The organism is Butyricimonas muris (assembly GCF_046365375.1).
GTDB classification, from domain to species: domain Bacteria; phylum Bacteroidota; class Bacteroidia; order Bacteroidales; family Marinifilaceae; genus Butyricimonas; species Butyricimonas muris.
The window spans coordinates 193,929-220,487 of the sequence record NZ_JBKEIT010000008.1 but is presented as its reverse complement, the minus strand read 5'-3'; the positions used below and the strand labels follow the sequence as shown (position 1 = coordinate 220,487).

18 protein-coding genes and 1 pseudogene are annotated in these 26,559 nt (G+C 46.0%); 6 read left to right on the top strand and 13 right to left on the bottom strand.

The features are described 5' to 3' along the window. Nucleotides 1–56: 56 nt before the first annotated feature. The 4 genes from ACK8P8_RS14515 to ACK8P8_RS14500 all read right to left on the bottom strand — a co-directional run bounded on the left by ACK8P8_RS14515 (nt 57) and on the right by ACK8P8_RS14500 (nt 6,094). Nucleotides 57–1,394 (bottom strand): MutS-related protein, encoded by a 1,338-nt coding sequence (locus ACK8P8_RS14515; RefSeq protein ID WP_369860335.1) that lies wholly within the window; start codon nt 1,392–1,394, stop codon nt 57–59. Beyond that, nucleotides 1,391–2,725, bottom strand: a complete 1,335-nt coding sequence (locus tag ACK8P8_RS14510) for a MutS-related protein (protein ID WP_099291536.1) — start codon at nt 2,723–2,725, stop codon at nt 1,391–1,393. Before ACK8P8_RS14510 ends, ACK8P8_RS14515 begins: the two co-directional genes overlap by 4 nt. A 124-nt stretch (nt 2,726–2,849) precedes the next feature. Next, a complete protein-coding gene (locus tag ACK8P8_RS14505) occupies nt 2,850–5,156 on the bottom strand; it encodes a Gldg family protein (RefSeq protein ID WP_099291535.1) in 2,307 nt (768 codons plus the stop codon). Nucleotides 5,157–5,167: 11 nt separating this feature from the next. Next, nucleotides 5,168–6,094 (bottom strand): ABC transporter ATP-binding protein, encoded by a 927-nt coding sequence (locus ACK8P8_RS14500; protein ID WP_227216567.1) that lies wholly within the window; start codon nt 6,092–6,094, stop codon nt 5,168–5,170. Nucleotides 6,095–6,503: 409 nt separating this feature from the next. Here ACK8P8_RS14500 and ACK8P8_RS14495 point away from each other — a divergent pair, with 409 nt between their 5' ends. Further along, a complete protein-coding gene (locus ACK8P8_RS14495; RefSeq protein ID WP_369860336.1) occupies nt 6,504–7,754 on the top strand; it encodes a M23 family metallopeptidase in 1,251 nt (416 codons plus the stop codon). A gap of 46 nt (nt 7,755–7,800) precedes the next feature. Here the strand turns inward: ACK8P8_RS14495 and ACK8P8_RS14490 are convergent, their stop codons facing one another. Beyond that, nucleotides 7,801–9,906: a DUF3352 domain-containing protein gene (locus ACK8P8_RS14490; protein WP_410026003.1), complete on the bottom strand. Its 2,106-nt coding sequence runs from the start codon at nt 9,904–9,906 to the stop codon at nt 7,801–7,803. A 92-nt stretch (nt 9,907–9,998) separates the two neighbouring features. On the opposite strand from ACK8P8_RS14490, the gene ACK8P8_RS14485 reads away from it, so the two are divergent. After that, nucleotides 9,999–10,538 (top strand): chromate transporter, encoded by a 540-nt coding sequence (locus ACK8P8_RS14485; protein WP_141560924.1) that lies wholly within the window; start codon nt 9,999–10,001, stop codon nt 10,536–10,538. Nucleotides 10,539–10,586: 48 nt separating this feature from the next. Continuing rightward, the gene (locus ACK8P8_RS14480; RefSeq protein ID WP_099291531.1) at nt 10,587–11,123 is read left to right on the top strand and encodes a chromate transporter; all 537 of its coding nucleotides are present in this window, start codon (nt 10,587–10,589) and stop codon (nt 11,121–11,123) included. 93 nt (nt 11,124–11,216) lie between these two features. On the opposite strand, the gene trxA is transcribed toward ACK8P8_RS14480, so the two are convergent. The 6 genes from trxA to purN all read right to left on the bottom strand — a co-directional run bounded on the left by trxA (nt 11,217) and on the right by purN (nt 22,445). Then, nucleotides 11,217–11,531 (bottom strand): thioredoxin, encoded by a 315-nt coding sequence (gene trxA, locus ACK8P8_RS14475; protein ID WP_099291530.1) that lies wholly within the window; start codon nt 11,529–11,531, stop codon nt 11,217–11,219. Between the two features lie 89 nt (nt 11,532–11,620). Beyond that, the gene (gene dnaE / locus ACK8P8_RS14470) at nt 11,621–15,283 is read right to left on the bottom strand and encodes a DNA polymerase III subunit alpha (RefSeq protein WP_186976043.1); all 3,663 of its coding nucleotides are present in this window, start codon (nt 15,281–15,283) and stop codon (nt 11,621–11,623) included. 453 nt (nt 15,284–15,736) lie between these two features. Beyond that, nucleotides 15,737–16,972 (bottom strand): acyloxyacyl hydrolase, encoded by a 1,236-nt coding sequence (locus tag ACK8P8_RS14465; protein WP_369860338.1) that lies wholly within the window; start codon nt 16,970–16,972, stop codon nt 15,737–15,739. A gap of 74 nt (nt 16,973–17,046) precedes the next feature. Continuing rightward, nucleotides 17,047–18,453: an MFS transporter gene (locus ACK8P8_RS14460; protein ID WP_369860339.1), complete on the bottom strand. Its 1,407-nt coding sequence runs from the start codon at nt 18,451–18,453 to the stop codon at nt 17,047–17,049. An 89-nt stretch (nt 18,454–18,542) separates the two neighbouring features. After that, nucleotides 18,543–21,761, bottom strand: coding sequence for a S41 family peptidase (locus tag ACK8P8_RS14455; protein ID WP_410026001.1), 3,219 nt, complete (start codon nt 21,759–21,761; stop codon nt 18,543–18,545). Nucleotides 21,762–21,875: 114 nt separating this feature from the next. After that, nucleotides 21,876–22,445: a phosphoribosylglycinamide formyltransferase gene (purN, locus tag ACK8P8_RS14450; RefSeq protein WP_099291524.1), complete on the bottom strand. Its 570-nt coding sequence runs from the start codon at nt 22,443–22,445 to the stop codon at nt 21,876–21,878. A 171-nt stretch (nt 22,446–22,616) separates the two neighbouring features. On the opposite strand from purN, the gene ACK8P8_RS14445 reads away from it, so the two are divergent. From ACK8P8_RS14445 to rnc, 3 genes are read left to right on the top strand one after another with little or no spacing between them, the layout of a single operon-like run. Further along, nucleotides 22,617–22,853, top strand: a complete 237-nt coding sequence (locus ACK8P8_RS14445) for an acyl carrier protein (protein WP_018337766.1) — start codon at nt 22,617–22,619, stop codon at nt 22,851–22,853. 15 nt (nt 22,854–22,868) lie between these two features. Continuing rightward, on the top strand, nt 22,869–24,113 hold the full coding sequence (gene fabF / locus ACK8P8_RS14440; protein ID WP_099291523.1) for a beta-ketoacyl-ACP synthase II: 1,245 nt from the start codon (nt 22,869–22,871) through the stop codon (nt 24,111–24,113). A 24-nt stretch (nt 24,114–24,137) separates the two neighbouring features. Further along, the gene (gene rnc / locus ACK8P8_RS14435) at nt 24,138–24,878 is read left to right on the top strand and encodes a ribonuclease III (RefSeq protein ID WP_227216553.1); all 741 of its coding nucleotides are present in this window, start codon (nt 24,138–24,140) and stop codon (nt 24,876–24,878) included. A gap of 82 nt (nt 24,879–24,960) precedes the next feature. Here rnc and efp read toward each other — a convergent pair whose 3' ends face one another. After that, the gene (gene efp / locus ACK8P8_RS14430) at nt 24,961–25,530 is read right to left on the bottom strand and encodes an elongation factor P (protein ID WP_369860341.1); all 570 of its coding nucleotides are present in this window, start codon (nt 25,528–25,530) and stop codon (nt 24,961–24,963) included. 159 nt (nt 25,531–25,689) lie between these two features. Next, nucleotides 25,690–26,558, bottom strand: a pseudogene (locus tag ACK8P8_RS14425) (BRO-N domain-containing protein). Between the last annotated feature and the right edge of the window lies 1 nt (nt 26,559).

Here is a 26,559-nt window from a genome sequence, read left to right as displayed (position 1 = left end):
AAAAAATATCCCGAAGCCACAAGCCCCGGGATATTTTCATGGTGTCGGCTCTCGAACTAAGAGGCGACTTCACCTTTGATTATCTCTATAATCTTCTCGTTATTAATAATAATCATACCGTGCTTGTCGCTCGTGATTCCCGGCTCTAACACGTAAGTATAAGTCGGCAACTTACCTTTCATCACGGTCGGTAGGTAAGCGAAAGTCACGTTATCACAATGCTTGCCTAACTCCTGCCCCACCTCGATAATGTGCGTCGAAATCATGAAAGCACTGTTACGTCTTTCCGCCAAGGCCTCGGTTACCGCCAAAGTGGCATCGAAAGCGTCTTTCACGTTCGTTCCCTTGAACAACTCGTCGAAGATCACGATCAAACGCTTGTTGCGGCTCACCTCAATAGCCACGTTCTTCACGCGCAACACTTCCGCGTAGAAGTGACTGTAACCCATATTAATATTATCCGGCACATTGATAGAAGTGTACATACCGTCCTGTATACGGAATTGCATTGTCTTCGCGGCAATCGGGAAACCCATGTGTGCCATGTAAACGGCAATACCGAAGGATTTCATCAAAGTAGACTTTCCCGCCATATTTGCCCCGGTCAGGAAGAAAATATTTTTGGATTTCGTCACTTCCAGATCATTGGAAATCGCGCCATCGATACGAGGATGATGCAAACCCGTTGCGGCAACCAGCACTTCGCCGTCATCGGCAGCCGTCGCGAAGCAGAAATTCTTCTCTTTAGCCACTCTACCCACGACCACGTTCAAGTCGACACCCTGCAATAACTCGATAACCTCTTTGAACTGTTTGTTCAACAAGCAACGAAATACCCGGTCAAAAGCGATCAGATTGACCAATCCCGGATTATCCTGACGGGGATGTCCTAACAATTTATCAATGCGGGAATCCTTCAATAACGAACGTCCCTTCTCGACAACGCTCTGGAACGGATTACCCGCTACATCGGTCGCCAGTTTATCGAAATATTCGCGAGCCTTCCGGTAGAACTTGATCGACATCAGTATCCGCTCTCGGATAATATTGAATTCCGGATCATTACTGATATAATGCATCGACTTCGCTTTCAAAAGTTGGAATATATTCCGGAAACCGTTTTTACTACTTGCACCGGTGATATATTGCTCGACCACGTCAAACTCGTCCTTCTCGAACGGGAATCCGAAATCGTGATCCCGGAAATAACGGAACACGGAAGAACGGTCATTAATAGCCTTCGCATCCGTCAGCGGGTGCAGGAACATATTTTCCATCATACGTTCCCCGCCGCGGGTAATCGTCCCCACGAACATGCTGTAAACGGAATTATTCTTGTACTTACCTAGCAGGTTCAAATCATCCAGCGTCTGTTTATCTGTTTCAAAACTCATGCCTCTCCGTTTTTAATGATTTCAATAATCCGTTCATTATTCACGATCATCATACCGTGGCGGTCATCCGTGATACCGGAAGCCAACGTGTAAGTGTAGATCGGTTTACTTCCTTCCATTTTCGTGGGCAGGTAAACAAAGTTGATATTGTCACAGCGTTCTTTAAGAACCTCACCCGCCTCGATGATATGTGTAGAGATAATAAACGTGCAATTTCGGATTCCGGCGAAAGCTTCCGTCACCGCCACCGTTGCATCGTAAGCATCTTTCACGTTCGTACCCCGGAACAACTCGTCGAATACCACGATCAGATGTTGAGTTTGACGCACTTGTTGTGCCACTTTCTTCACCCGCAACACTTCAGCATAGAAGTGACTATATCCCATGCTCAGGTTATCGGGCAGATTAATCGTCGTGAACATCCCGTTCTGCACGGAAAATTCCATCTCTTTAGCGGGAATCGGGAATCCCACGTGAGCCAAGAAGATAGAGATCCCGAAAGTTTTCATAAACGTTGATTTTCCCGCCATATTCGCTCCCGTCAGGAAAATCACGTTACTATTCTCGTCTACCTCTATATCATTACCTACCGGTTTTGTCAGGAACGGGTGGAAAGCACCCTTCAGCTTCAAGATATTGCGGTCGTTCGGATAAGCCTTACCGAAAACGAAATTGCGATCCCGTGCCACCTTCGCTACCGCCATATAAACGTCGAGCAGGTAAACGTAGTAAAGAATCTTCATCATCTTATCACGTTCCTCGAAACGGAACACGCGGTCGTAAACCACCGCTTGTTCGTAAGCCAATTTCTTCTTTCCTTTCTCGGAAGTATACCACGCCCATTTCTCGTTATCAAGCAACCCTCTCAAATTCGCCGTCAAATCGGCTATCGTCTTGTTGCCCGTGTCCGACTTTGAATTCTTCAGAAAATCACCCAAAGTATTCAACAACTCAATGCAACATACAATCCCGTTATGTAACTGGGTATATTCCGTGTCCGTTCCCACCAAATTCTTGAACTTGCGTCCCAACGTGTTATCCTGCGTCATCAATTGCGTGCGACGGTCAGTATTACCGAGGTAAAATTCCATGGTATCGAAAATCTCGCTCCGGAAAGGAAATACCGCCTCTATATCGCGGTAATAACGAATCACGTCACTCCGCTCGTTAATCTGGTCGGCATCCGACAAAGGGTAAAGGAACATCTCTTCGAGAATTCTCGCCCCACCGCGTGTTTGCGTGCGGTTAAAAATCTCGTAGACAGATTTGGTCCGGTTATTCCCGAAGATCGCCAGATCATCCAACGTTTGTTTGTCTATTTTAAAACTCATTCTATATCAATTAAAATTGAAAATTGAGAATTGAAAATGTGAATCATTACATATCCACATTTTCAAATTCTCTTATCTTTTCCATTTTAAATCTAAAATCATAAATCTAAAATCGGAAATCATACTATCTTCCTTTTCTGCGAATCCAGATAAGAACTCCAGCAGCAGCCAAAAGCAAGGGTATCAAGAGAGTAAACGACCACTTGATAATCCAAGCTCCCGTTTTCGCAACATATACCTTATCATCCGGTAGCGGCGGACGTCTCACGTCGATAGGCACCTCTCCATCCGACAACCAGAAGAATCCTCCCGTTACCAAAGTATAGTTAGAAGTACGCGCAGTCGGAACTCTTCTTCCGAACTCACCGTTACTGATACAGTCCGCATCACCCGTCAAGATAATTTTTTGTTCTTTATCCCCAACTTTTCTTGATAATGCCACAGCCGTGGAATAGGTTTTCTCTACTTCCCCGATAGCAGGATTCAAACGAATCGTGTCGTCGATAAAGTCCGTGGTTTCCAATTCGTTCCAAACACCAATGGTATCCGTCTTGAACATGGTCGTAACCTTGTATCCCTTATCCGCGATTTGCTCCAATCCGGCTACACTCGGGGTAGACATCACCATTCTATATCTACGCATCGTTCCGAAATCATAAGCGATACTGTCAGCCGCCTCTTTCGTCGGGTAAGACAAAATCACGTCAGCTTGAAGATTCGTATCCTGTTTAACCAGAACGCCCTCTGTCATCTCGAAACCGAATTTCGCGAAGAGCGGGTTCATCACGTCCCTACGTTTCGGTTCTCCCAAGATAAACAAATTACCACCGCGGTCGATATACTGTTGCAAATTAGCTTCCTCCGCAGGAGTCAACCACTCGCGCATATCGGAAATCACCACGATATTGATATGTTCCGGCACTTGTTTGTCCAAACGAACTTCTTCCACGTCAAACCCTTGATTTAACAAAGAATGACGGAAACTTTTATCGTCCGCGAACGCACTGTAATCCCGGTCTTTGCCACCATAGAAACTACGTTCCCCATGTCCCTGCACGATACCCACTTTCGGGAGTTCCATCACCATCCGTTTGAAAGCGGCAGAAATCTCTCGTTCACTCGGGAAACGTTGCATATCGTTATAAATTCGTAACCAAGCTTTTTCCCCGTTATCGCGAACGATTTGACGAACGAAAGTATTCCCTTCTCCGGACAAATCGATTTTCTTACGAATCTCTTCCGGTCCCATGAATCTGTTGGAATCCAAACCATACATCTTACAAACCTCAACCATCTTCTCGCGAAGGTTCTTATCCGGAAAACGTCTGTCTAACTGAGGATTCGCGCACGTGTCATAATAATACACGTATTTCAACTTCATATCCGGTTTGAACCGCAGATATTGTTCGAAACGATCCATATCCGGTTTCAGGAAATAGAAAGCGGCATACCACGAAGCACCCGGATCAAGCGCATTAATATACGTGGTGATAGTCATTCCACCGTCCAATTTAGCCACGATCTCTTGGCTATTCGGGGTCAACGTATTCATTTTAGTCGCGGTCGCATCATAATAAACCTTCATTTTCGGCATGGAAGTGATAAATCCAAGGACACAAACCAAAAGAATAACACCGACATTTCTTCCCAACGTGATCACGAAACGAATCTTTTGACGTACCGCATTCAAACGGATAATCGTCAACGCAAGGAACAAACAAACTACAAGGATGAAATAAAGTAAATCTTCACTACAAATCAACCCAGCGATAAACTTACCGCTTCGACCCGGCATAGCCAACCAATAGGTCACATCGCGAACGAAATCATACTCTTGCCACCAGTCCCCAATCATACTCAACACCATCAACACGGCAAACGTTCCGATAGCCGCCACGATCTGGTATGAAGTCAAACTGGACATAAAAATACCGATAGCCGCGTAAGCACAGATCAACAGGTACAATCCCAACAATCCGACAAACACCATTGGCCAATCGAAATCTTTAATAACAGACCAGCTACAAAGCGTGATTAAAAGAAGAATACCAATCATGAAAAGCCCGTAAATCATCATGGACACGAACTTACCCACGATAATCTGCAGATTGGTAATCGGAGAAGAATACAACAAACGAATAGAACCACTACTCAATTCCTTGCTGACCAAACTCATGGTCAAAAGAGGAATATAAAAATACAAGTAATTCTGCATATTTACAAAGACGGCCCCCCAAGGATTAGCGAAGATATTAAACGTGGCTCCCGCGACGCTATATCCCATTTCTTGAGAAACTACCAATCCCTCGATCTTACCGGCAAAAATCAAACCAGCCTGTATGCCGAACACGACCAAGATCAACCATGCAACAGGAGAATAGAATAACATTTGCAATTCCGTTCTCGCGATATTATATATCATTTTAAACATAACCTGATTATTTAATGTGCTTTTTTAGACAATTCCGCGAATATACTATCCAGAGAGCTCTTCTCTACCCGAATCTCGGATAGACGCCAATCTTTAGCGGCGCTCTCCTTCACGATACGATCAATAACCTCTTGCGCTTCCGTGAAACGAATACGGAATTTCATACTACCCAATTCTTCCACGCCCAATACGCCTTCAATCTTGGCAAGTTCTTCCGTTGCCGGAGGATCAACCATGGAAAGATAAAGGGTATTCGGGATAATATAATTGTCAAACTCATCAACGGATCCCATGAACACGAGCTTTCCTTCCTCGATCATCATGATATGATCGCAAACGGCTTGCACCTCGGTCAAGATATGCGTGGAAAGAATCACCGTACGATCCTGCGCAATATCCTTGATCAAATGACGAATCTCCATAATCTGGTTCGGGTCCAACCCATTCGTCGGCTCGTCAAACACCACTAGAGCAGGTTTATGAACAATCGCCTGAGCGATACCAACACGTTGTTGATAACCACCTGACAAATTCTTAATCAAACGCTTGCGGAAATGAGTGATACCACATCGTGCTAAAACTTCCTCTACAGCAGATTTAAGTTCACTATCCGGAACCCAGCGCAATCTGGCACAATGAAGTAAATATTCTTCTACAGTTAAATCACCGTATAAAGGGGGCTTCTGGGGTAAGAAACCGATATGACGTTTAGCATCCACCGGATGTTTACGGGTGTCAATCCCGCTGATAAAAACATTACCTTCCGTTTGTTTGATAACACCGCAAATAATGTTCATCGTGGTTGATTTACCGGCACCGTTCGATCCCAGCAAACCATAAATTCCCCGTACAGGAATCTCGAAACTAATGTCGCGTACCGCCCATTGAATGCTGTAGCGATGTGACAAGTGTTCGACTTTTACAATTGGCTCTTCCATAAATTTGTTATTAAAATTAATATGCTCTTACAACAACACTTTTGCAAACTTTATAAATAGACGTTTCAGAATTGATTTAGTGTTATTCCAAAATCAATTTTATGAAAACTTTAAGATTTCCCAACCATTCAAACAACTGGTTAATACAATATTACCCTTTTCTCTCCTAAATCTTCTTCACGTCATTATAAAAACACTTTTTGACATTCCATCACGTCAAAAGTAATAAATTACAAATCGCATCAACAATAAAAAATCAACTTTAACGTTTTGTTAATAACAACATTAAGAAAGTTTTCACAAACGACAACATGTGGATAAAAAAAGAACCACTCTGTTGCAGGTTAAAAGCAAATCACCTAACTTGCAAGCCTGAATCGACGCGATTAACCGGATGTAAGAAAAGAAGATGAAAAAGACGAAATGGATTTGGGCAGCCATAGGCCTTGTACTGGGGATTGTCATTTTTTGGCCGAGTAACAAAGGAAATAAAGAAGCGATACTGGAAGCCAACGCTGTTGACGAAGTCGTAGATACGACAGAGTTACAGCAAGTACATTATAAATATGGCATCCCCTCCGATAACTTCGAGATAGCGGAAGGTGTAGTGGAGAAAAACCAGAACCTTTCTCTCATCCTCGCAAGGTACAAGGTATCCCCTGCCAAAATACACGAGATTGCGCAACGCTGTAAAGATGTTTTTGACGTGAGAAGTATCAAACGGGGTCAAAACTATACTCTTTTCCTCGCAAAAGACACTCTTCGCACCCCCGAGTTCTTTATATACGAGAAGAACGCCCTCGAATACGTGGTAATCGACTTCAAAGAAACATCGGAAGTGTACGTGGGACAAAAAGACGTGGTAAAAAAAGAACACACTGCCAAAGTAGGCATAACCTCTTCTTTATGGAATGCCATGGTTGAGGCAAACACTGATCCGACTTTAGCGATCACGTTATCAGAAATATACGCTTGGTCTATCGACTTCTTCGGTTTGGCGAAGGGCGATTCGATACGGGTTATATACGAGCAATCGTACGTCGAGGACAAACCTCTACGTGACTTCAATGTCAAAGCGGCGATTTTCACGAACACCGGCAAAGACTTCTACGCTATCCCCTTCGAGCAAAACGACAAATTTTCCTATTTTGACGAAGAAGGCAACAGCTTGCAGAAAACCTTTTTAAAAGCCCCGTTAAAATACTCCCGTATATCCTCGGGATTCTCCAACAACCGTTTTCATCCCGTGCTGAAAAGATACAGGGCACATCACGGCGTGGATTATGCAGCCCCCACGGGAACGGAAGTGTACACCATCGGCGACGGGGTTGTCGTGAAAAAAGCATATCAGGCAAACGGCGGCGGCAACTATGTGACCATAAAACACAATAGTGTCTACTCCACCACTTATATGCACCTCTCCAAATTCGCCAAAGGCATTCAACCCGGCAAACGCGTAAAACAAGGCGAAACCATCGGTTACGTCGGAGCCACCGGACTTGCCACCGGTCCTCACTTGGATTTCCGGGTGTACAAAAACGGAACCCCCATCAATCCGTTGAAAATGAGTTCTCCTCCGAAAGAACCCGTTTCACCCGAAAACATGCCTCACTTCACACAAGTGAGAGATTCACTGGTGAACTTACTAAGAAAAATCTAAGAATGAAGAAAATCTCAGAATCATAAATCATAAATCGTCTCCCCCGTCACCTTATAGTAACGCCATTTTCCGGCATGCAGCCCTTCTTGTAACGTCCCTCGCACCACAAATGTCCCGTGCCGTAATAGAACTTGGCTTCCCCGTGCCGTACACCCTTCCGGAATCCGATTTCCGCCCGTACCGTTCCGTCCGGAAAAAATTCCTTGTAATAACTAATCTCTCCTTTCTTGTAACTCACTTGCGCCAACAACTCGCCGTTCTCGTAAAAGAAGGGTGCTACCCCGTCAATCTTGCCCGTGCTGTAAGGCAACTGCCCGATCAACTTGCCCGCTTTGTCAAACACGCACCATACCCCGTCCGGATACCCGTCCTTCAATGCCCCGCGAAAAAGCACTTTATCAGTTGAATACTCGTAATATTCCCGGGAACCAATCGCGATACTATCCGGCACGACAGGATAATAAAACCCCGCTTCTATCTGATCAATCTGATTCTCGAACTGCCGGTTCAACTCCCGCATACGATACTCCTCGGGAGCCTTGGCATTATAATTTGCCACAATTTGTGTCTTAAAAGCATCTCCATTCTTGGATAGAGCAAGCCCCACCGTCTCGAAACTCAAAAACGCCCCCTTGTTCTTCTCCAGCTCATCCCGGGAATCCGCTTTAAAAGAACCGTACAAATACTCGTATGTATTCGGAGCCTGCACGTACCCGAACACGTTATTCCTGCTCCCCAGACTTTCCATCGTCTGCAAATACTTCTCGTCACGGGACAGCGTGTTTCCCAACACGTATTCCTTGATCATCTCGGTAAGCGTCTCCGGGGAATTACTGAAAACAACGTAATCTTCCAGAAAAGTATAATAAGGTCGCTCGAACCTATCAAACATCCCCCCGAAAAAGAGATTGAAGAAACCCTTCAAACGGAAATAATGAATGGTGTGCCCGTTATATTCAATCACCCGTTCCTTCACGGGAGTCGTTCGCTGAATCTGTTCCGCCAGATAAGCCAACTGATCTTTCGCCAGATCAATATCTTTCCCCCGGACAGCCAACACGATATTATCCGCCCGTTGCCCGCTTTCCAAACGAGGCTTAATGATCGTCACCTCGTTCCCTATCCATGAAGAAAACAAATCCAACACATCCACCCCCAACCATTTATTCATCCTCTCCAAAGATTTCGTGATCTCCGCGTAAGACCGCGGATTATTTGTCTTGTAATTCTCCAACAACAAAGACTCCACCTTCTCGAATGAAGGGAAACAGAAAGAGATATAAGCCGCCGTATTCTCGCCCGCTATATTCTTCACGGAAGAAGTTCCGCCCTCGAGAGAATTCACCACATCCAGTAACGAAAAGCTACTTGAGTCGGGATTCGTTTCCCCCGTGAAACGCAGATTTTTATCATTCAACTGCAACATCAACCGGGTATTCTTCAATAAAGCGACCTCGTTTACCACCGCGGATTTTTCCATGACCGAGGCAATCCATTTTCCCAATTGACGATGATCGATATCCAGAATCATATCGCCCGATGCCGCCACCATCCCGGTATTCTTCTTTATCTTACAACGGGCAAGCGAACGGGAAACCAAAGAACGGGACAACGAGGCTATCAACAGATTATCTTTGATCGTGAAATAAAACTGCAAATCCGCCCAAGTCAATTCCCGAATCTCCCCGTTCGGGTCTTTGAACCGTTTCACCCGTATTTCATCATCTTCAACGAGCGCGAGCAACCACGATTCAAACAGGCGAATCACGTTCAGTTTACCCAAATCACAAACATACAAGAGATCGTAATCATTCAGCGCCACCTGATGACAGGATATGGTCACGGGACGATCCGTCACGATACGCTTCATCTTCGGGTAACTATTCGCCAAAGAATCTATATACTGTAAATCCGAATGATACTCCTCGAAATACGGATAGCTCTTCAACGAGCGCCAGATAAAATTCCTCCGCAAACGTTCATGAACACTATTCACGGAACGAATATTCACCTTAAAAACCGCATCCGCGGGCACCGCTTGCAGGGTATTAAACTTCCCCAAGTTGCGGAAAACACCAAGCCACACGACCAAACCGAACCCCAGCAAAAGGCCTGACACGACAATTAATTTCCTCTTTGTACTTTTCCGCATATATTTCACTCCGCTACACTATTTCGATACCACAATATTAAGAAATTTAGACGGGATTATCGTATCTTTGCGACAGATATTTAATACAAATTATGGCTTCATACTGGCAAATATTCATATCATTTTTCAAGATCGGTTCCTTCACCCTTGGAGGCGGTTATGCAATGATCCCTCTAATCCAGAAAGAGGTCGTGGAGAAAAAGGCGTGGCTGAAAGAGAGTGAATTTGTCGAAATGCTCGCCATCGCCCAATCAGCCCCCGGTCCGATAGCCCTCAACACGGCAATCTTCGTCGGGTACAAGGCACGGGGGGTAAAAGGTGTCATCTTTTCCAGCCTCGGTACCATACTACCCTCCTTTATCGTGATCCTGCTCATTGCCATGATCTTTACAGACTTCAAGGATAACCCCGGTGTAGAAAGAGTATTCAAGGGAATACGTCCCGCCGTGGTAGCCCTCATCGCCGCACCTCTCTACCAAATGGGAAAATCTGCCGGAATCACCCGCAAAACCGTCATCATCCCTACCCTTGCCGCCCTTATCGTGTGGCAAACAGGAGTATCGCCCATATATATCATCATCGCCGCCATCGCGGGAGGCATCGCGTACGGAAAATTTATAAAGAAAAAATGAAAAACTTTACAAACCTTATAAACTTTATGAACCTTACGAACTGATTACATGGAAAACCTAGAACTATATATCAGCCTATTCATCACCTTCTTCAAAATCGGCCTGTTCGGTTTCGGGGGAGGCTATGCCATGCTGTCCCTGATACAACACGACGTGGTAGAAACACACCAATGGATCAGTGTCGCGGACTTCACGGACATCGTTGCCATATCCCAAAGCACTCCGGGTCCTATCGCCTTCAATACCGCCACATACATCGGCTACACCGCGACGGGAAGCATCTGGGGTTCGGCAATATGCACGCTCGCCGTCAGCCTGCCGTCGTTATTCATCATGATCACCATCTCCAAATTCTTCTTCATATTCCGGCAAAACAAATACGTCGATTGGGCAATGACAGGACTGAAAACCACCGTTCTCGGTCTGATCGGTGCCGCTGCCCTGTTACTCATGAACAAACAAAACTTCGTAGACTACAAAAGCTATATCATCTTCGCCATAGCTTTCCTTGCCACCTTCAAATTCAAAATGGACCCGATCCTCATGATCGTTCTGGCAGGAATCGCAGGATATATACTTTATTAAAAACAACCCTATAAGTAACAATCCACCAAGACATAAATCGTAAATCATAAATCTCCAATAAAAAAACCGCCTTTCAGCGGTTTTTATATCTCATTAAAGCAATTTATTGATTTTGTCCACCAATGTAGCTTTAGGTACTGCACCTACTTGCTTGTCTGCAACCTGACCACCCTTAAAGAAAAGAATTGTCGGGATGTTACGGATACCATATTTAGCAGAAGCTGAACTTTCGTCCACGTTCACCTTAGCAACTACTATTTTACCCTCGAACTCTTTAGAGATTTCTTCAACGATAGGCAACATCATTTTACATGGTCCACACCATTCTGCCCAGAAATCTACTAACACGGGAACCTCTGCTTTCAGCACAACTTCCTCGAAATTTGAATCATTAACTGCAATAGCCATACTTCTATCTTTAAAGTTTATAATAATATTTTCATGCTAAAAGCGTTGGAGAATACTCGCGTAAAATCCAACGCTTCGACACGGCGAAATTAATTAATTTTCATTTTAATAGCATCATTATTCTCGAAATATTCGTACAATTCTCTTGAACGTCCTATCTTACAAGTCCTTGAAAACATCTTCACCCGATGCCCTGAATTATCATACAACACAAAACTCAATGGCAAATCTCCCTGCTCGTTCACGAACTGATTGTGTAACTCTGTCACGATCTCGTGCGTCAACTTCTCCACGTCCACCTGCAAAGTGATCGAGCGAATCAGATTCTCGCTAATTACGCTCAGCAAATCCATGCTCACCACGTTAAACGTCAGCTCCCCGGCTCCGCCCCACTTCTTCACCTGTACCCTGCCTTTTATATATACTGCCGTTTCCATGATAAAATAGTTTCTGAACTTGATAAAATCCTCCCCGAAAAACGGCAACTCGAAAGTTCCGCCAAAATCCTCGATCGTCAGTATCCCGAAATCATTCCCTTTCTTCGTTTTCCCTATCCGCATATTCACGATAATGCCCGCTATCGTCACGTCCCTGTCCTTGAACGGCGACAAATCCGTCAAACTATCCAGCGGCGTGCAAATCGCGTTTATCTCCAACTTATACGAATCCAAGGGATGAGAAGTTAGGTATATACCTATCAATTCCTTCTCCTTACGCGCCTTTTCCACGTCCGTCCACGGCTCGCACAACGGGATGGTCGGTTTCTTCACGTCGTACTCGTCCATTCCCCCGAACAACGTCGCCTGCATCAACATGCTATCCTGTTGCTTCTTTTGCCCGAAATTCACCAGATTTTCCAGAAAAGTCGTGTGACCGTCCGGCATATAAAAATACTGTGACCGGTCCAACCCGAAACTGTCCAATCCCCCGGCTGTAATCAGGTTTTCAAGCGTCTTCTTGTTCACCGTCCGGTAATCCACCCGCTCGAAGAAATCGAACAAATCCTTAAACTCGCCTCCTTTCGTCCGCTCCTCGATAATCGAATCCACGGCTGCCAGTCCCACACCTTTGATTGCCGCCATACCGAAACGGATATCCCCGTTATGGTTCACCGTGAAATCATTGTCCGACTCGTTCACGTCCGGCGCCAACACCTTTAATCCCATGCGCTTGCACTCGTCCATAAAAATCGTCACCTTCGTGATATCCGACAGGTTACAACTCAAGTTGGCAGCCATAAACTCCGACGGGTAGTGCGCTTTCAAAAATCCCGTCTGGTAAGCGATATAAGCGTAGCAAACCGAGTGCGACTTGTTGAACGCGTAAGAAGCGAAAGCCTCCCAGTCACCCCATATCTTCTCCACCAGCGGTTTGACCTCCTTGCCCACCTCCTTCGCGCCTTTCACGAACTCGGGATTAGCGTTACACCCGTCAAGGAATTGCGCCTTCAAAGCATTCATCGTGTCGATCTGTTTCTTACCCATCGCCTTACGCAAAGTATCCGACATACCTCGGGTAAAATTACCGAGAGCACGGGACTGCAACATCACCTGCTCCTGATACACCGTAATCCCGTACGTGTCCTTCAAGTAAGGTTCCATCATCGGGTGGTCGTACTCGATCGGAGCTTCCCCGTGCTTACGCTTAATAAAATCGGGGATATACTCCATCGGACCCGGGCGATACAAGGCATTCATCGCCACCAAATCCTCGAAACGGTTCGGCTTCAAGGCACGCAAGTGCTTCTTCATACCCGGCGACTCAAACTGGAACAGACCGGTAGTATCTCCTCGCGAAAACAAAGCGAATGTTTCGGGATCTTCCAGCGAAATGGCATCCACGTCTATCGTCATATGTCTGGACTTCTTGATATTATCCAAACACGTCTTTATAATAGAAAGGGTACGCAACCCCAAAAAGTCCATCTTAATCAACCCGATCGGTTCCACGAAATGCCCGTCATACTGCGTCGTTTTCAGACTCTCGCCCTCCGTGTTCATAATCGGAATATGATCCGTCAACGGGTCACGACTAATCAAAATACCACAAGCGTGCACCCCCGTTTGCCGCACGGAGCCTTCCAAAATCTCCGCCAACCGAATTGTCTTCGCCACCAACGGGTTGGGTGAATCTTTCTCTTTCTCCAGATCGGGATTCTCCTTGTACGCCTTCTTCAATGTCATTTTCGGCGCCTCCGGAACCATCTTCGCCAGACGGTTCGCCTCCGACAAGTCGAGCTTCAACACCCGCGCCACGTCCTTGATCGCCATCTTGGCGGCCATACTACCGAAAGTAACGATATGCGCTACTTTATCTTCCCCGTACTTCTGTGTCACCCACTCCAACACCCGTTGCCGACCGTCGTCATCGAAGTCAACGTCGATATCAGGCAATGAAATACGATCCGGGTTCAAGAAACGCTCGAACAGCAAATCGTACTTCACCGGGTCGATATTCGTGATACCCAAACTATACGCCACGGCACTCCCCGCCGCCGAACCACGTCCCGGTCCCACTATCACCCCCATATCACGAGCCGCCTGTATAAAGTCCTGCACGATCAGGAAGTAACCCGGGAAACCCATGGTTTTCATGATATGCAACTCGAAAATCAAACGCTCCATGATATCCGGCGGAATCTCCTCCCCGTAACGCTTTTTGGCTCCCTTCATCGCCAACACCTTCAAGTAATCCGCCTCCAGTTTGATACGGTACAAACGATCTATCCCACCCAATTTCTTCACTTTCTTCTCCGCCTCTTCCTGCGACAAAACGACTTCGCCCTTCTCGTTACGGGTAAACTCGTCAAAAAGGTCCTGCGCTGAGAACTTCTCCCGGTACTCCTCCTCGGTTCCTAACTCCGGGGGAATCGGGAATACCGGCATCAACGGGTCGGAATCCAACTTATACTCCTCCACTTTGTCCACGATCTCCTGCGTGTTCTCCAACACTTGCGGGATATCATGAAACAAAGCCTGCATCTCCGCCGTGGTCTTGAACCACTCGTGACGGGTATATCTCATCCGGTTCGGATCATCAATATCCTTCCGGGTATTCAAACAAATCAACAAATCGTGCGCCTCGGCATCCTGCTCGTTCAAGAAATGCACGTCATTCGTGGCGATCACCTTGATGCCCAACCTTTCGCCCATCTTCAGAATCTCGGCATTACACCTCACCTGATTATCGTACACCTCCGCCCTCTCTTTCGCCGATTCTGCCGGGTGACGCATCACCTCCAGATAATAATCCTCCCCCACCAAATTCTTGTACCACAAGGCCGCTTTATCAGCCCCCTCGATATCTCCCGCCATAATCTTCTGGCAAATCTCCCCTCCCAAGCAAGCGGATGAAATAATCAACCCCTCGTGGTGCTTTTCCAGAAGAGCCTTATCAATACGCGGGCGGTAATAATACCCGTCCACGAACGCCACGGAACACAGTTTCACCAGATTCTTGTACCCTTGCAGGTTCTTCGCCAGAATAATCAAGTGTTCCCCCGAACGGTCCACCGGTTTCTCCTTGCTATACAACGACACCCGTGCCACGTAAGCCTCGACACCCAGTACCGGTTTGATTCCTTTCTTCCTGCACAAATCGTAAAATAACTTCACCCCGAACATATTCCCGTGGTCGGTCAGTGAGATCGCCGGCATCCCGTCAGCAATGGCTTTATCTATCAATCCCGGAACACTCGCCGCCCCGTCCAAAATCGAATACTGCGAATGCACGTGAAAATGAGTAAATGGCATAAAAACTCCTCTTAAAAAATATAAGACAATCCCTCAATACATTGAACCTAAGCAATAAGATTCTTTGCATTTTCTTCAAATATCACAGGAACAAATATAATGAATATAACAACACGTACTCGTTAAAACAAGTTACTTTTTCCGAGTGTTTCTAACCAAACCTCTGAGAAACGATGAGAACAAGAAAGGAAGACCTTTCCATTACACACTGATTACAAGCACTATTCACACTTCAATAGTGCATCACTCCCGTATTATTTCCGTGTAAAACGCTATTAGTTCCCTATTAAAGCGCTATTAAAACCCTATACTACAATAGCGTTTTAATAGCTTACTAAAAGCTTACTAAAAACTTTACAAGCAGAATTGCACCGGAATTGATACCCTATTCATACTCTATTCAGAACTGTCTTGGGTAGTTCCTTGTCGTGAAAACAGCATTAAATCAAGATATTAAAAAGCGAAAGATTTACTATTAAGCCGGAAACCGATACCCAGCATCAAGAAGTTAGGATCATGAAAATCCCGAAGATTGTATCCCACGTGCAGAAACGAAGTTTGAGACATCGCGATTTTCAACGTGAGCATCTGGTAGAACATACTCAAATCCCCTTTCCCGATAAAATTAGTCCCCAACCCGATTCCCACGGTGAAGAAAGGCATCACGTACTCCACGCGTCCGGAAAGTCCCAACGCGAACTGCTCGCCAAGAGGCGGTCTGACAATCTGCGACTTATCTATCTGCCCGTACACGTCATACTCCGTGTAAAGGTTCGCACCCCCGTCATACGTGCCGTCAAGCGACATGCCAAATCGCAGTTTATACCCCGCGTTATACATCGGGGTAAAATTAAACCCAAACACCGGGTAAGATTCGGGAGAAGGCGAAAGTCCGTCGGCAGTCTTGATTCCCTGACTATGCCACGAACCGAAAAATACAAAATCATAGCTTATATGACGGCGAAAGGGGCGGCAAGGAGAAACATCATTCGCTTGCAACGGCTTCAAGTCATCTTTCCTATGGAAATTACATTCCACCCCGAAATTCCCGCCGATCGTGTTCAGTCCCGCGTTGGGGATCGCGGTATTACCATTGGAGAAGTGTGACACGGTAATGCCCGAAGTCAGACTCACACCCGGCGATAATTGCCAACGCAAATAAAAATTAGCATTAATATAGGCATTCACCTTCGAACCTATGATTTTATTATAGGGATTGTCGTACGTGTTGAAAGTCTTCCACCCCGCGGACAAACCCAGATTCCACTCGTAATGAAAAGACACCCGGGGCGAGAAGCGGGCAACACGAGCCCCTTGAAACAGATAGAATGCTAACGGGTCACCCAATAAGCGAGGTTCCCCGAAGGTATAATACCCGAAACCTATTCCTTGATAAACGTCACCATAAGCACGGGCGGCAACACTTCCCGGACGGTAACGGAGAAAATATTTCAAATGGTACGAGAAAGCACCCCGGATCAGTTTCCCCTCCGGATTATCACCTTCTAAAAAAGAATGTGTCTGAAAAATATACTCCGGACGCACCTCCGCTTTCATTCCATGAACGAACTTACGCGAAGACAAACCGACTGTACTGTCGCGTTCCTGTCCATGCGCCCGCGGGGCTATCCCGACAAATATTATTCCCAGAAAAACAATCGCTCTCCAAATCCTTTTTGCATTATTCATACATCAACTCCATTCATTGCAGTCCACTATAACATGCCACAAATGTAAGCAAAATAGAAGCCCAAACTATCCCGTTAACTTTTTTTCTTGGCATTTCCCCGCAACAATTCCGGTTCGGGCAAAGATACCCGCGTGAAACTTACCACCGCGGCAACGAAGGCAAATATTCCGGCAAGGTACAAGGAAGCATAAGTTCCGTCGACGGGAAACATGACAAACATCAACGCCACGAGGGAGGCTCCCGTGGTCTGCCCTGTCAGACGGGACATCCCCAACATACCGCTGGCACTGCCACTCCGGTTTTGCGGCGCGGAGGATATTAATATACTGTTGTTGGGGGTTTGGAACAGCCCGAAACCAAAACCGCACATCACCATAAACAAGGCAATTCCCACCCCGGAGACTTTATCCGCCAAAACCGCCAACAAGAATAAGCCTCCCGCGAATATCGACAAACCGATTCCGCCCAATAGCCCGGCATGAACCCGTTCGATCAGTTTTCCCGCCAAAGGAGCCGCTATCATGGTGGCCAAGGGCCAAGGGGTAAGCAATATTCCGGTAGCGACCTCGCTCTTTCCCAGCGTGTGCTGCAAGAAAAAGGGCAGAGATACCATTGCCAGCATCTGGGCAACAAACGAACAAATGGAAGTACCCACCGAAAGCGAGAATATCGGGATACGCAACAAATCGACAGGCAGCAAAGGATAAATTTGCGATAACTGCCGCCGCACGAAAAAATAACCGATCACGAACACCGCCGCGATCATCGGGAGCAATACTTTCCAGTTCATATCGTGGGTGAATCCCTCGATAGAGAAAATCAGCAACCCGAAGGTCAGTGCATTCATGATACCGCTCTTCCAGTCGAACGTGCGTCCCGAGTCCTTCACCGGATTGGACGGAAGAAACTTGCACGACAAAATTAATGCCACGATCACGATCGGCACGTTGATCGCGAATAACCACGGCCACGAGGCAATGGAAAGGATTCCGGCGGCGATGGTCGGTCCCCCGGCTGCCGACACGGCAACGACCAAGGCGTTTATGCCCAATCCCCGCCCCAAGAAGCGACGGGGATAGATAATACGAATCAGAGTCGTGTTGACACTCGCCAACGCAGCAGCCCCGAATCCTTGGAAAACACGGGCAACGGTCAGTTGCGTCAAAGAAGTAGAAAGAGCGCACGCCAGCGAGGTCACGCTGAATATCAGCAAGCCGGCAATATATACCCGCTTGTATCCCCAGATATCCCCCAAGGATGAGAGCGAGAGCAAGGACACGACTATCGCCAACTGGTACGCGTTCACGATCCAGATAGACATTGACGGCGTGGCATCCAAATCCCCGGCAATCGACGGCAACGCCACGTTGGCAATCGTACCGTCCAACACGGACACCGTGATTCCCATGGCAATCGCCAAGATTGCCCAATACCGCCTCGGGACGGGTATTCCGTCCCACTCAACCTCTTTTGTACTCATTTCCCTTTCAATTTACGCTACAAAATTACGAAATAAATCCAAGTTGGTTGCAAATTCGAGGTATACGGCTACATAAATAGCCTTTTATCCTACTTTTTCTTCCCGGACTTATCCGGGAAGGCGGGAATAGCCGGGATTTCTTTTTTCCCGGTTTTCAGTTTTTCGAGTATGATTCGGATGGCCCGGTTTAATTGCTCGTCATCACCCATGTATTCCAAGTAAGGATCGTTTTCCACGTCCACGTCGGGAGATACACCCCTACCCTCGATGATAAACTCGCTGCCGTCAGCGGCATACGGGGCATACGAGGGGGTGATGATGGAACCGCCGTCCACGACACGAATGGAGCCGCTATACCCGACAACTCCGCCCCACGTGCGGCGTCCCACGACGGTACCCAGTTTGTTGTACTTGAAACGATAGGGGAACAAGTCACCGTCAGAGGCCGAATATTCGTTTACCAGTAAGACTTTCGGACCGAGGAAGGTGCCCACGGGATTCACGGCGCCTTGGGTTTGATTCGTGTGCATGGTATAGAATGTCGGGGTACGCATCAGCCGCTCGGTAATCATAGGAGATACATTACCACCCCCGTTCCCGCGGTCGTCGATAATCAAGGCTTTCTTGTTCAACTGCGGGTAGTAATGCTTCACGAACTCGTTTAACCCGTCAACGCCCATGTCCGGGATATGGATGTAACCCACTTCGCCGTTGGTTGCTTCTGCCACCTTTCGGATATTGTTTTGTACCCAATTATAGTAGTATAATTTCGATTCGTCGGCAAGCGGGGTGACCAGCACTTCCCGGGCGTCTTTCTCGTCGGGAGCGGAGTTTACCTTCAGGGAAACGGTTTTACCCGCCATGTCGACCAGTTCGGAAAACAGGTTATCGACGTCCTTCAACGATTTCCCGTTGATAGCCAAGATATATTCCCCTTCTTTTACATCCACGCCCGGCATCGTCAACGGGGAACGGGTTGCTTCATTCCAGTTGGCTCCTTCGATAATCTTGGTCACTTGAAAATAGCCGGATTTGTCTTTCTTGAACTTGGCTCCCAGCAATCCCATTTTGATTCTCTCCGGGGCAGGAATCCGCCCGTTGACGGAATAAGCGTGTCCCACGTTCAACTCGGCGATCATTTCTCCTATGATATAAGTCAAATCCGTGCGGTGGTTGACGTAAGGTACCAATACCTTGTATTTTTCATACACGTGCTCCCAATCTACCCCGTGCATATTCTTGGCATAGAAGAAATCACGCATTTGTCGCCAACTCTCGTTGTATATCTGCATCCATTCCTGATGGTAGTCGATTACTTTTTTCACATCTTTGGTCGGTACCGGAGAACTCACCCCGGCGGACAGGACGGGAATATCCAGCACTTGGAACGAGGAACCGGAGAACGCGATTGCCTTCTTGTAACCGGGAGAAAATTCCACGTATCCACCCAAGTCGGATTCACGCTTGCTACCCATGTCAAAGTACATGGTTCGACCGCCCCGGTTGTAATATACCCGGTTGCCGAGCATATGCACGTTATTATAATGATTGGAGGCAAGCACGGGCAATTCGACAAGGCGGTTGTTCAAGTTCGAGAAATCGTAAACCAATGCTTCTTCGGTCTTTTCATCTTTGACTTTTGTTCCCGTTTCTACCGGGATGACATCATTTTTCGGGGCAAAAGGCACCGGGGCGTTTTTTGCCAACGGCAACACGTACACTTTATTCATGTCGTTGTACACGTGATTCCATTCCGTACGGCTGTACGTGGGCGAAAAGGCACGTGCCGACACGAACACGAGGTATTTGCCGTCGTCACTGAAGTTGGGTGAACTTGAACCGAACCAGCCGTCCGTGATTTGATGCTTTTCACCATTTGCCACATTATAAACGATAATATTATCCATGGCGGCTTCCGGACGCACGTAAGTAATGTATTTGCTATCCGGCGACCAGTTGTAAGAAGTCATCGAACGGATACCCGATTGCTCCACGATCTCACGCTTGCCGCTTTCCACGTCGGAGATATTCAAGGTATTCCCTTTCTCGCTCCACATGATTTTCTTGGAGTCGGGCGACCATTTGTAGTTAAAGATATAGCTTTTCAATCCTTTAATTAATTTCCGCTCCTTACCCGTGGCGGCTTCCCGGAGATAAATATTAAATTCCCCGTCTTTATCAGACACGTAGCTGATATATTTCCCGTCGGGTGACCAGCCTGCCTGCATATCATTCGCGTCCGACGAGTTGGTAAGGTTATAGGTGATTCCTGTTTTGGCAGGCAGCGAAAAAATATCACCATGAGCGGCAACGACCACCCGTTCCCCGCCGGGAGAAGTCGCCACGGTGGTAATCTGTCCGCTGACATCCGTCAGTTTCGGACGGGAATATACCTGATCGTTATCTACACGGATCGTGATTTTAGCCTCTTTTCCCGTCTGCAAGTCATAAGCATAGATGTAACCGCCCTGTTCGTAAACGATACGTTTATCCCCGATTGCCGGGAATTTTATATCATATTCCTTGTAGGAGGTAAGTTGTTTATCCTCTTTCGTGCTCACGTTGTAAGCGTAAAGATTCATCACGTTGTCCCGGTCGGATATATAATAAATCGTAGTCCCGTCGGGCGACCACATGGGGATGATATCCTGCCGCACGTTATCGGTTATCTTTTCGGATTTCTTGGTAGTGAAGTCAAACACCCGTATGTCATCAGCCATACCGCCTTGATAACGCTTCCACGCACGAAATTCCCGCATGATATAGTTGTACGCCAGTTTTTTCCCGTCGGGAGAATAAGAGGCGAAACCACCGTTTTTCAAAGGCACCTCTTCAGACATTCCGCCCTCGACAGGTACCGTGAATAATTGTCCCGTGAAGTCATTGAAAGTATATCTCCGGGAACGATAGAGAATACGCTTACTGTCGGGAGTCCACCCGATGACGATATTATTGGGCCCCATGCGGTCACCCAAATCGTCCCGCCCCAGCGTAGCCGTGTAAGTCAATCGACGAGGCTCACCTCCTTCTACCGGGATCACGAATACTTCCGTGTTGCCGTCATACTGTCCCGTGAAAGCGATGTATTTCCCGTCCGGGGATATCCGGGGAAACATCTCGTACCCCACGTGGGACGTCAACCGACGTGCTGTACCACCCTCGGCTGACACGATATAAAGATCGCCCGCGTATGAAAATACCAACTTGTTCCCCACGCTATGCGGAAACCTTAATAATCTCGCTTCTTGAGCTTGCAGTATAAAGCCAATAAATAATAATCCCAGTAATACGGTAAATCTCCTCATCATAATTGTAAATTGAAAGTTGAAAATTGAAAATGAATTACACGATTGACAAACATTAAATTCCACAATCGGCAATTATTCAATTTAAAATCTAAAATTTAAAATTAGAAAGACTCTTTAGAGTTTTTCCAACACTTCTTTTATCACTCGCGGAAAATGCTCGTATTCCAAGGCGTGTACTTTTTCCGCCAAGGTATCGGGGGTATCTTCAGGGGTGATGGTACATTTTGCTTGAAACAGGGCAGCCCCCTCGTCATAGTGACCGTTCACGTAGTGGATCGTGATGCCGCTTTCTTTTTCTCCCGCCGCGATGACGGCATCGTGCACGTGCATGCCGTACATTCCCTTACCGCCGTAAGAGGGTAAAAGCGCAGGATGGATGTTGACGATCCGGTCGGGATAAGCCTCGATAATAGCATCCGGGACCTTCCACATGAAGCCCGCCAACACGATAAAATCGATCTCCAGACGCCTCAACTCGTTTATTACTAAGTCGGAATGATAAAATTCATCCCGGTTAAACACGAAGGAAGGAACCCCCAATCGTTTCGCCCGTTCCAAAACGTACGCGTTCGGTTTGTTACAAAACACGATTTTCACGACATTTTCGGTGTCGTTTTCGAAATAATTAATGATGTTTTCGGCGTTAGAACCTGATCCAGAGGCAAATATTGCAACTTTTTTCATCTTGTAATCTATTAAATATCAAACGCATAAAGATAAGCAAGAGTTTATTCATGCCAAAAAATTTTCTAGGAAAAATAAATTCTCTAACTTTGCGCCCGAACTTAGAGAGTTATGACGTCTGTTATAGACGTTAGTGTGAATTTAAAAAATGTCTAATTAAAATTTAATGTTATGTCTGACATTCAAAACAGAGTTAAAGCTATCATCGTTGATAAATTAGGAGTTGACGAATCAGAAGTTACACCGGGTGCAACTTTTACAAATGATTTAGGCGCTGACTCTTTGGATACAGTAGAGTTGATCATGGAATTGGAAAAAGAATTCAATATTACTATTCCGGACGATCAAGCCGAGAAAATCGCTACCGTGGGTGATGCGATTGCATACGTTGAAGCTAACGCTCAATAATTTAATATTGATTTTATGAACCTCAAACGAGTAGTAATAACTGGTCTTGGTACTATCAACCCTTTAGGTCACAATGTGGCTGAATTTTGGGAAAACTTGAAAGCTGGCGTCAGTGGCGCCGGTCCTATTACTCGTTTTGATGCATCTAAATTTCGCACGCAATTCGCTTGCGAAGTTAAAAACTACGAGCCCACGGAATACTTCGACAAGAAGGAAGTCCGTAAAATGGATCTTTACAGCCAATTCGCTCTGATTTGTTCCAGAGAGGCAGTGAAAGATGCCGGACTCGATTTCTCGCAAGAGGACAGAAAGAGAATCGGAGTAATCTGGGGAGCAGGTATCGGGGGATTGGATACATTCTACGAAGAATGTAAAACATTTGCATTGGGAGACGGCACACCCAGATTCAACCCATTCTTTATACCCAAGATGATTGCTAACATGGGCGGAGCTATGATCGCTATAGAAGAAGGTCTGAAAGGCCCGAACTACACGACCGTATCAGCCTGTGCTTCATCCGCACACTCGTTAGTAGATGCATTAAATCTTATCCGGTTAGGAAAAGCAGACGTGATCATTGCCGGTGGATCGGAAGCAGCCATTACCCCTCCGGGAGTAGGCGGTTTCAACTCCATGAAGGCTTTGTCGACTCGCAATGACGACCCGAAAACGGCTTCCCGTCCTTTCGACGCGGATCGTGACGGTTTCGTGATTGGCGAGGGTGGTGCTTGCCTGATCGTGGAAGAGTACGAACATGCTGTTAAAAGAGGTGCCCATATCTACGCCGAACTCGCCGGCGGTGCTTCAAACTGTGATGCCTATCACATGACGGCTCCCGATCCGAACGGAGAAGGTGCCGGTGACGTGATGTTGCTCGCCGTAGAAGATGCCGGACTTACCACGCGAGACGTTGATTATATTAACGTGCACGGGACGTCAACCGGGTTAGGAGATGTGGCAGAACCTAAGGCCATTCAGAGAGCATTTGGAGAACACGCTTACGAGTTGAACATCAGTTCTACCAAATCAATGACAGGACATTTATTAGGCGCCGCCGGTGCCTTGGAGGCAATCGCTTGTGTCCTGGCTGTGAAAAACGACATTGTACCCCCTACCATTAATTTCAGCAATCTCGATCCGGAACTGGATCCGAAGCTGAATTTCACGTTCAATAAGGCTCAGGAAAGAAAAATCAATGTAGCCATTAGTAACACTTTCGGTTTCGGAGGTCACAATGCTTGCGTAGTGTTTAAAAAATAATCACTAACTAAAAACATTTGGAAAGTGATTAGTAAAATAATTCAATCCATAAAACTTTATCTTCATCGGAAAGAAAAGTTTTATGGATTGTCTATTACAGAATGGGGTTTTATACCCGGCAATAGAGGCTTGTACACCTTGGCATTGCTGCATAAATCGGCATCAAGATACACGAAAAGCGGAGCTGTCCTGAATTACGAGCGATTGGAATTTTTGGGAGACGCCGTTCTGGGAGCTATTGTCGCTGAAATTCTGTATAAATTCTTCCCCAACAAAGATGAAGGTTTCATGACCCGCTTGCGTTCCAAGATCGTGAGCAGGGAATCGTTAAACATCATCGCTATCAAAATGGGATTGAGCGAAGAGGTTATCGCCAAATCGGATATTTCCAAAAACAAACACATCTACGGGGATGTATTCGAGGCTTTCACCGGGGCAATCTATCTCGATCAAGGTTACGATAAGACAAAAGCATTTATCGAGAATTATATTTTCCCTCATTACGTGAATTTGGAAGACCTCGTTTACGTCGATAAGAATTACAAGAGCCGCCTTATCGAATGGGCACAGAAACAAAAAGCAGACCTTAAAATCGACACACTGGAAGGAAACGCCCGTCGCTCGAAATTCATCTGCACGATTACTATCGGCGAAACTATCATGGCACGAGGCGTGGGAGCATCCAAAAAAGAAGCGGAGCAAAACTCCGCCGAAAAGGTTATCCAAAAACTCCAAGCCGAAGCGAATGGAGAGATTGAAATCTAATTCATTTACGATTTATGATTTACAATTTATGATTCCATTCTTCATGAATCTTAAATCATAAATCAAAAATCGTCAATTTCTTTTATTCTCTCACGCGTTCCACGTATGTTCCGTCCTCTGTTTTGATGCGGATTTTCTCACCGGTATTAATGAAGAGAGGAACCATTACTCTTGCCCCTGTTTCAACCTCAGCAGCTTTCAATGCCGTAGAAGAAGCGGTGTCGCCTTTCAATCCCGGCTCCGTGTAAGTTACCTCGAGAACAACTGTCGGCAACAATTCTACATACAAAGGAGTTTCCGTGTCAGCATGTACAACCATTTCAACAGCATCGCCTTCTTTCAAGAATTGAGGAGCGTTGATCAGATCTTTAGCGATTGGAATTTGCTCGTAAGTTTCGGTATGCATCATAATATAGTCTTCACCTTCCATGTACAGGAATTGATACGGGCGCCTTTCGATACGCACAACATCAATTTTTACCCCGGAAGTGAACGTATTCTCAAGCGTACGACCGGTCTTGATATTTTGCATTTTGGTTCTCACGAAAGCGGGTCCTTTACCGGGCTTCACGTGTTGAAACTGTACAATTCTGTATAAATCGTCTTTGAAAACGATGCATAATCCATTTCTAAAATCAGCGGTAGTTGCCATCTAGTATTATTTTTTAGATTTAATATTTTTCATTGAGGGTGCAAAGATAAGAAAATCAGCATAAATCTGAAAATTTTAGATTTACTATTTTAAATCGCAGATTCCAAAGATATAAAGTTAGGACGATGGATGATTCTCGAGCAAGTGATTTTTTTATTCTTATTCAAGTTCCGGTGTTTCTTGGTGATCATTTTTCTTTTCTCCCGAATCATCAAGCTGCAAATGCTTCTTAGCGTTTAATGGAGAAATTATATTCTTACCTGTTTGGGCTTCGATTTCTTTCCGGGTATACCCGCTATTCGTCCCCCTTGTTGAGCAACCCGTTGACTTTCTTCAAAGGATTCCGGTTTTCTTTCTTTCGAGATTTCAGTTGTCGTGGCTTCGGCAAGCATATTCAAGATCAACTCCATGTTAGTCATATTATCCCGGAGATTTTCTTTCTTCAGTCCTTTAAACTGCTTGTATTCTCTAGTTGTCATTCCAGCCCAAGCTTGTGTTATGATATCCGTCAGCGTCGCAAATTGTTGCCCTTCTTTTACCCCCCGGTGTTTCCATTCGTCGGTGAGTTCTTTGCGTACCTCAATACTTTTCAAACGTTGATTTATCCAATTGTCAGAATATCCCAATCGTTTGTAATCCAGCATGGCTTGCTCGATCGACAGTTCAGGATCCTGTAATTGGTCTAAACGTTCCTTGGCAACTTGCGCCATCCACAATTTAAACGGTTCTGCTTTAGGGGAAGGAATGGATTGAATTAACCGGAATAGTTGTTCAGTATCTGCAACATCAGTCATTCGCATTTTCCCGTCTGTAGCCTTTAACTTCAACTGGTGACAATTTGTCACCGTTTCATTTCCTTCTTCTTTAAGACGTTGTTTTAATTTATTCCAATACTTACGCCCATCAGTACTTTCTGTTAAAATACCAACTACATCCACGATAGAAAAATACCATTTCTCCTGTTCGCTATCTCAAACGGTACAGACTTTTCTCGTTTCAAATAATTGTACAGCTTCTTTTTGTGTCATA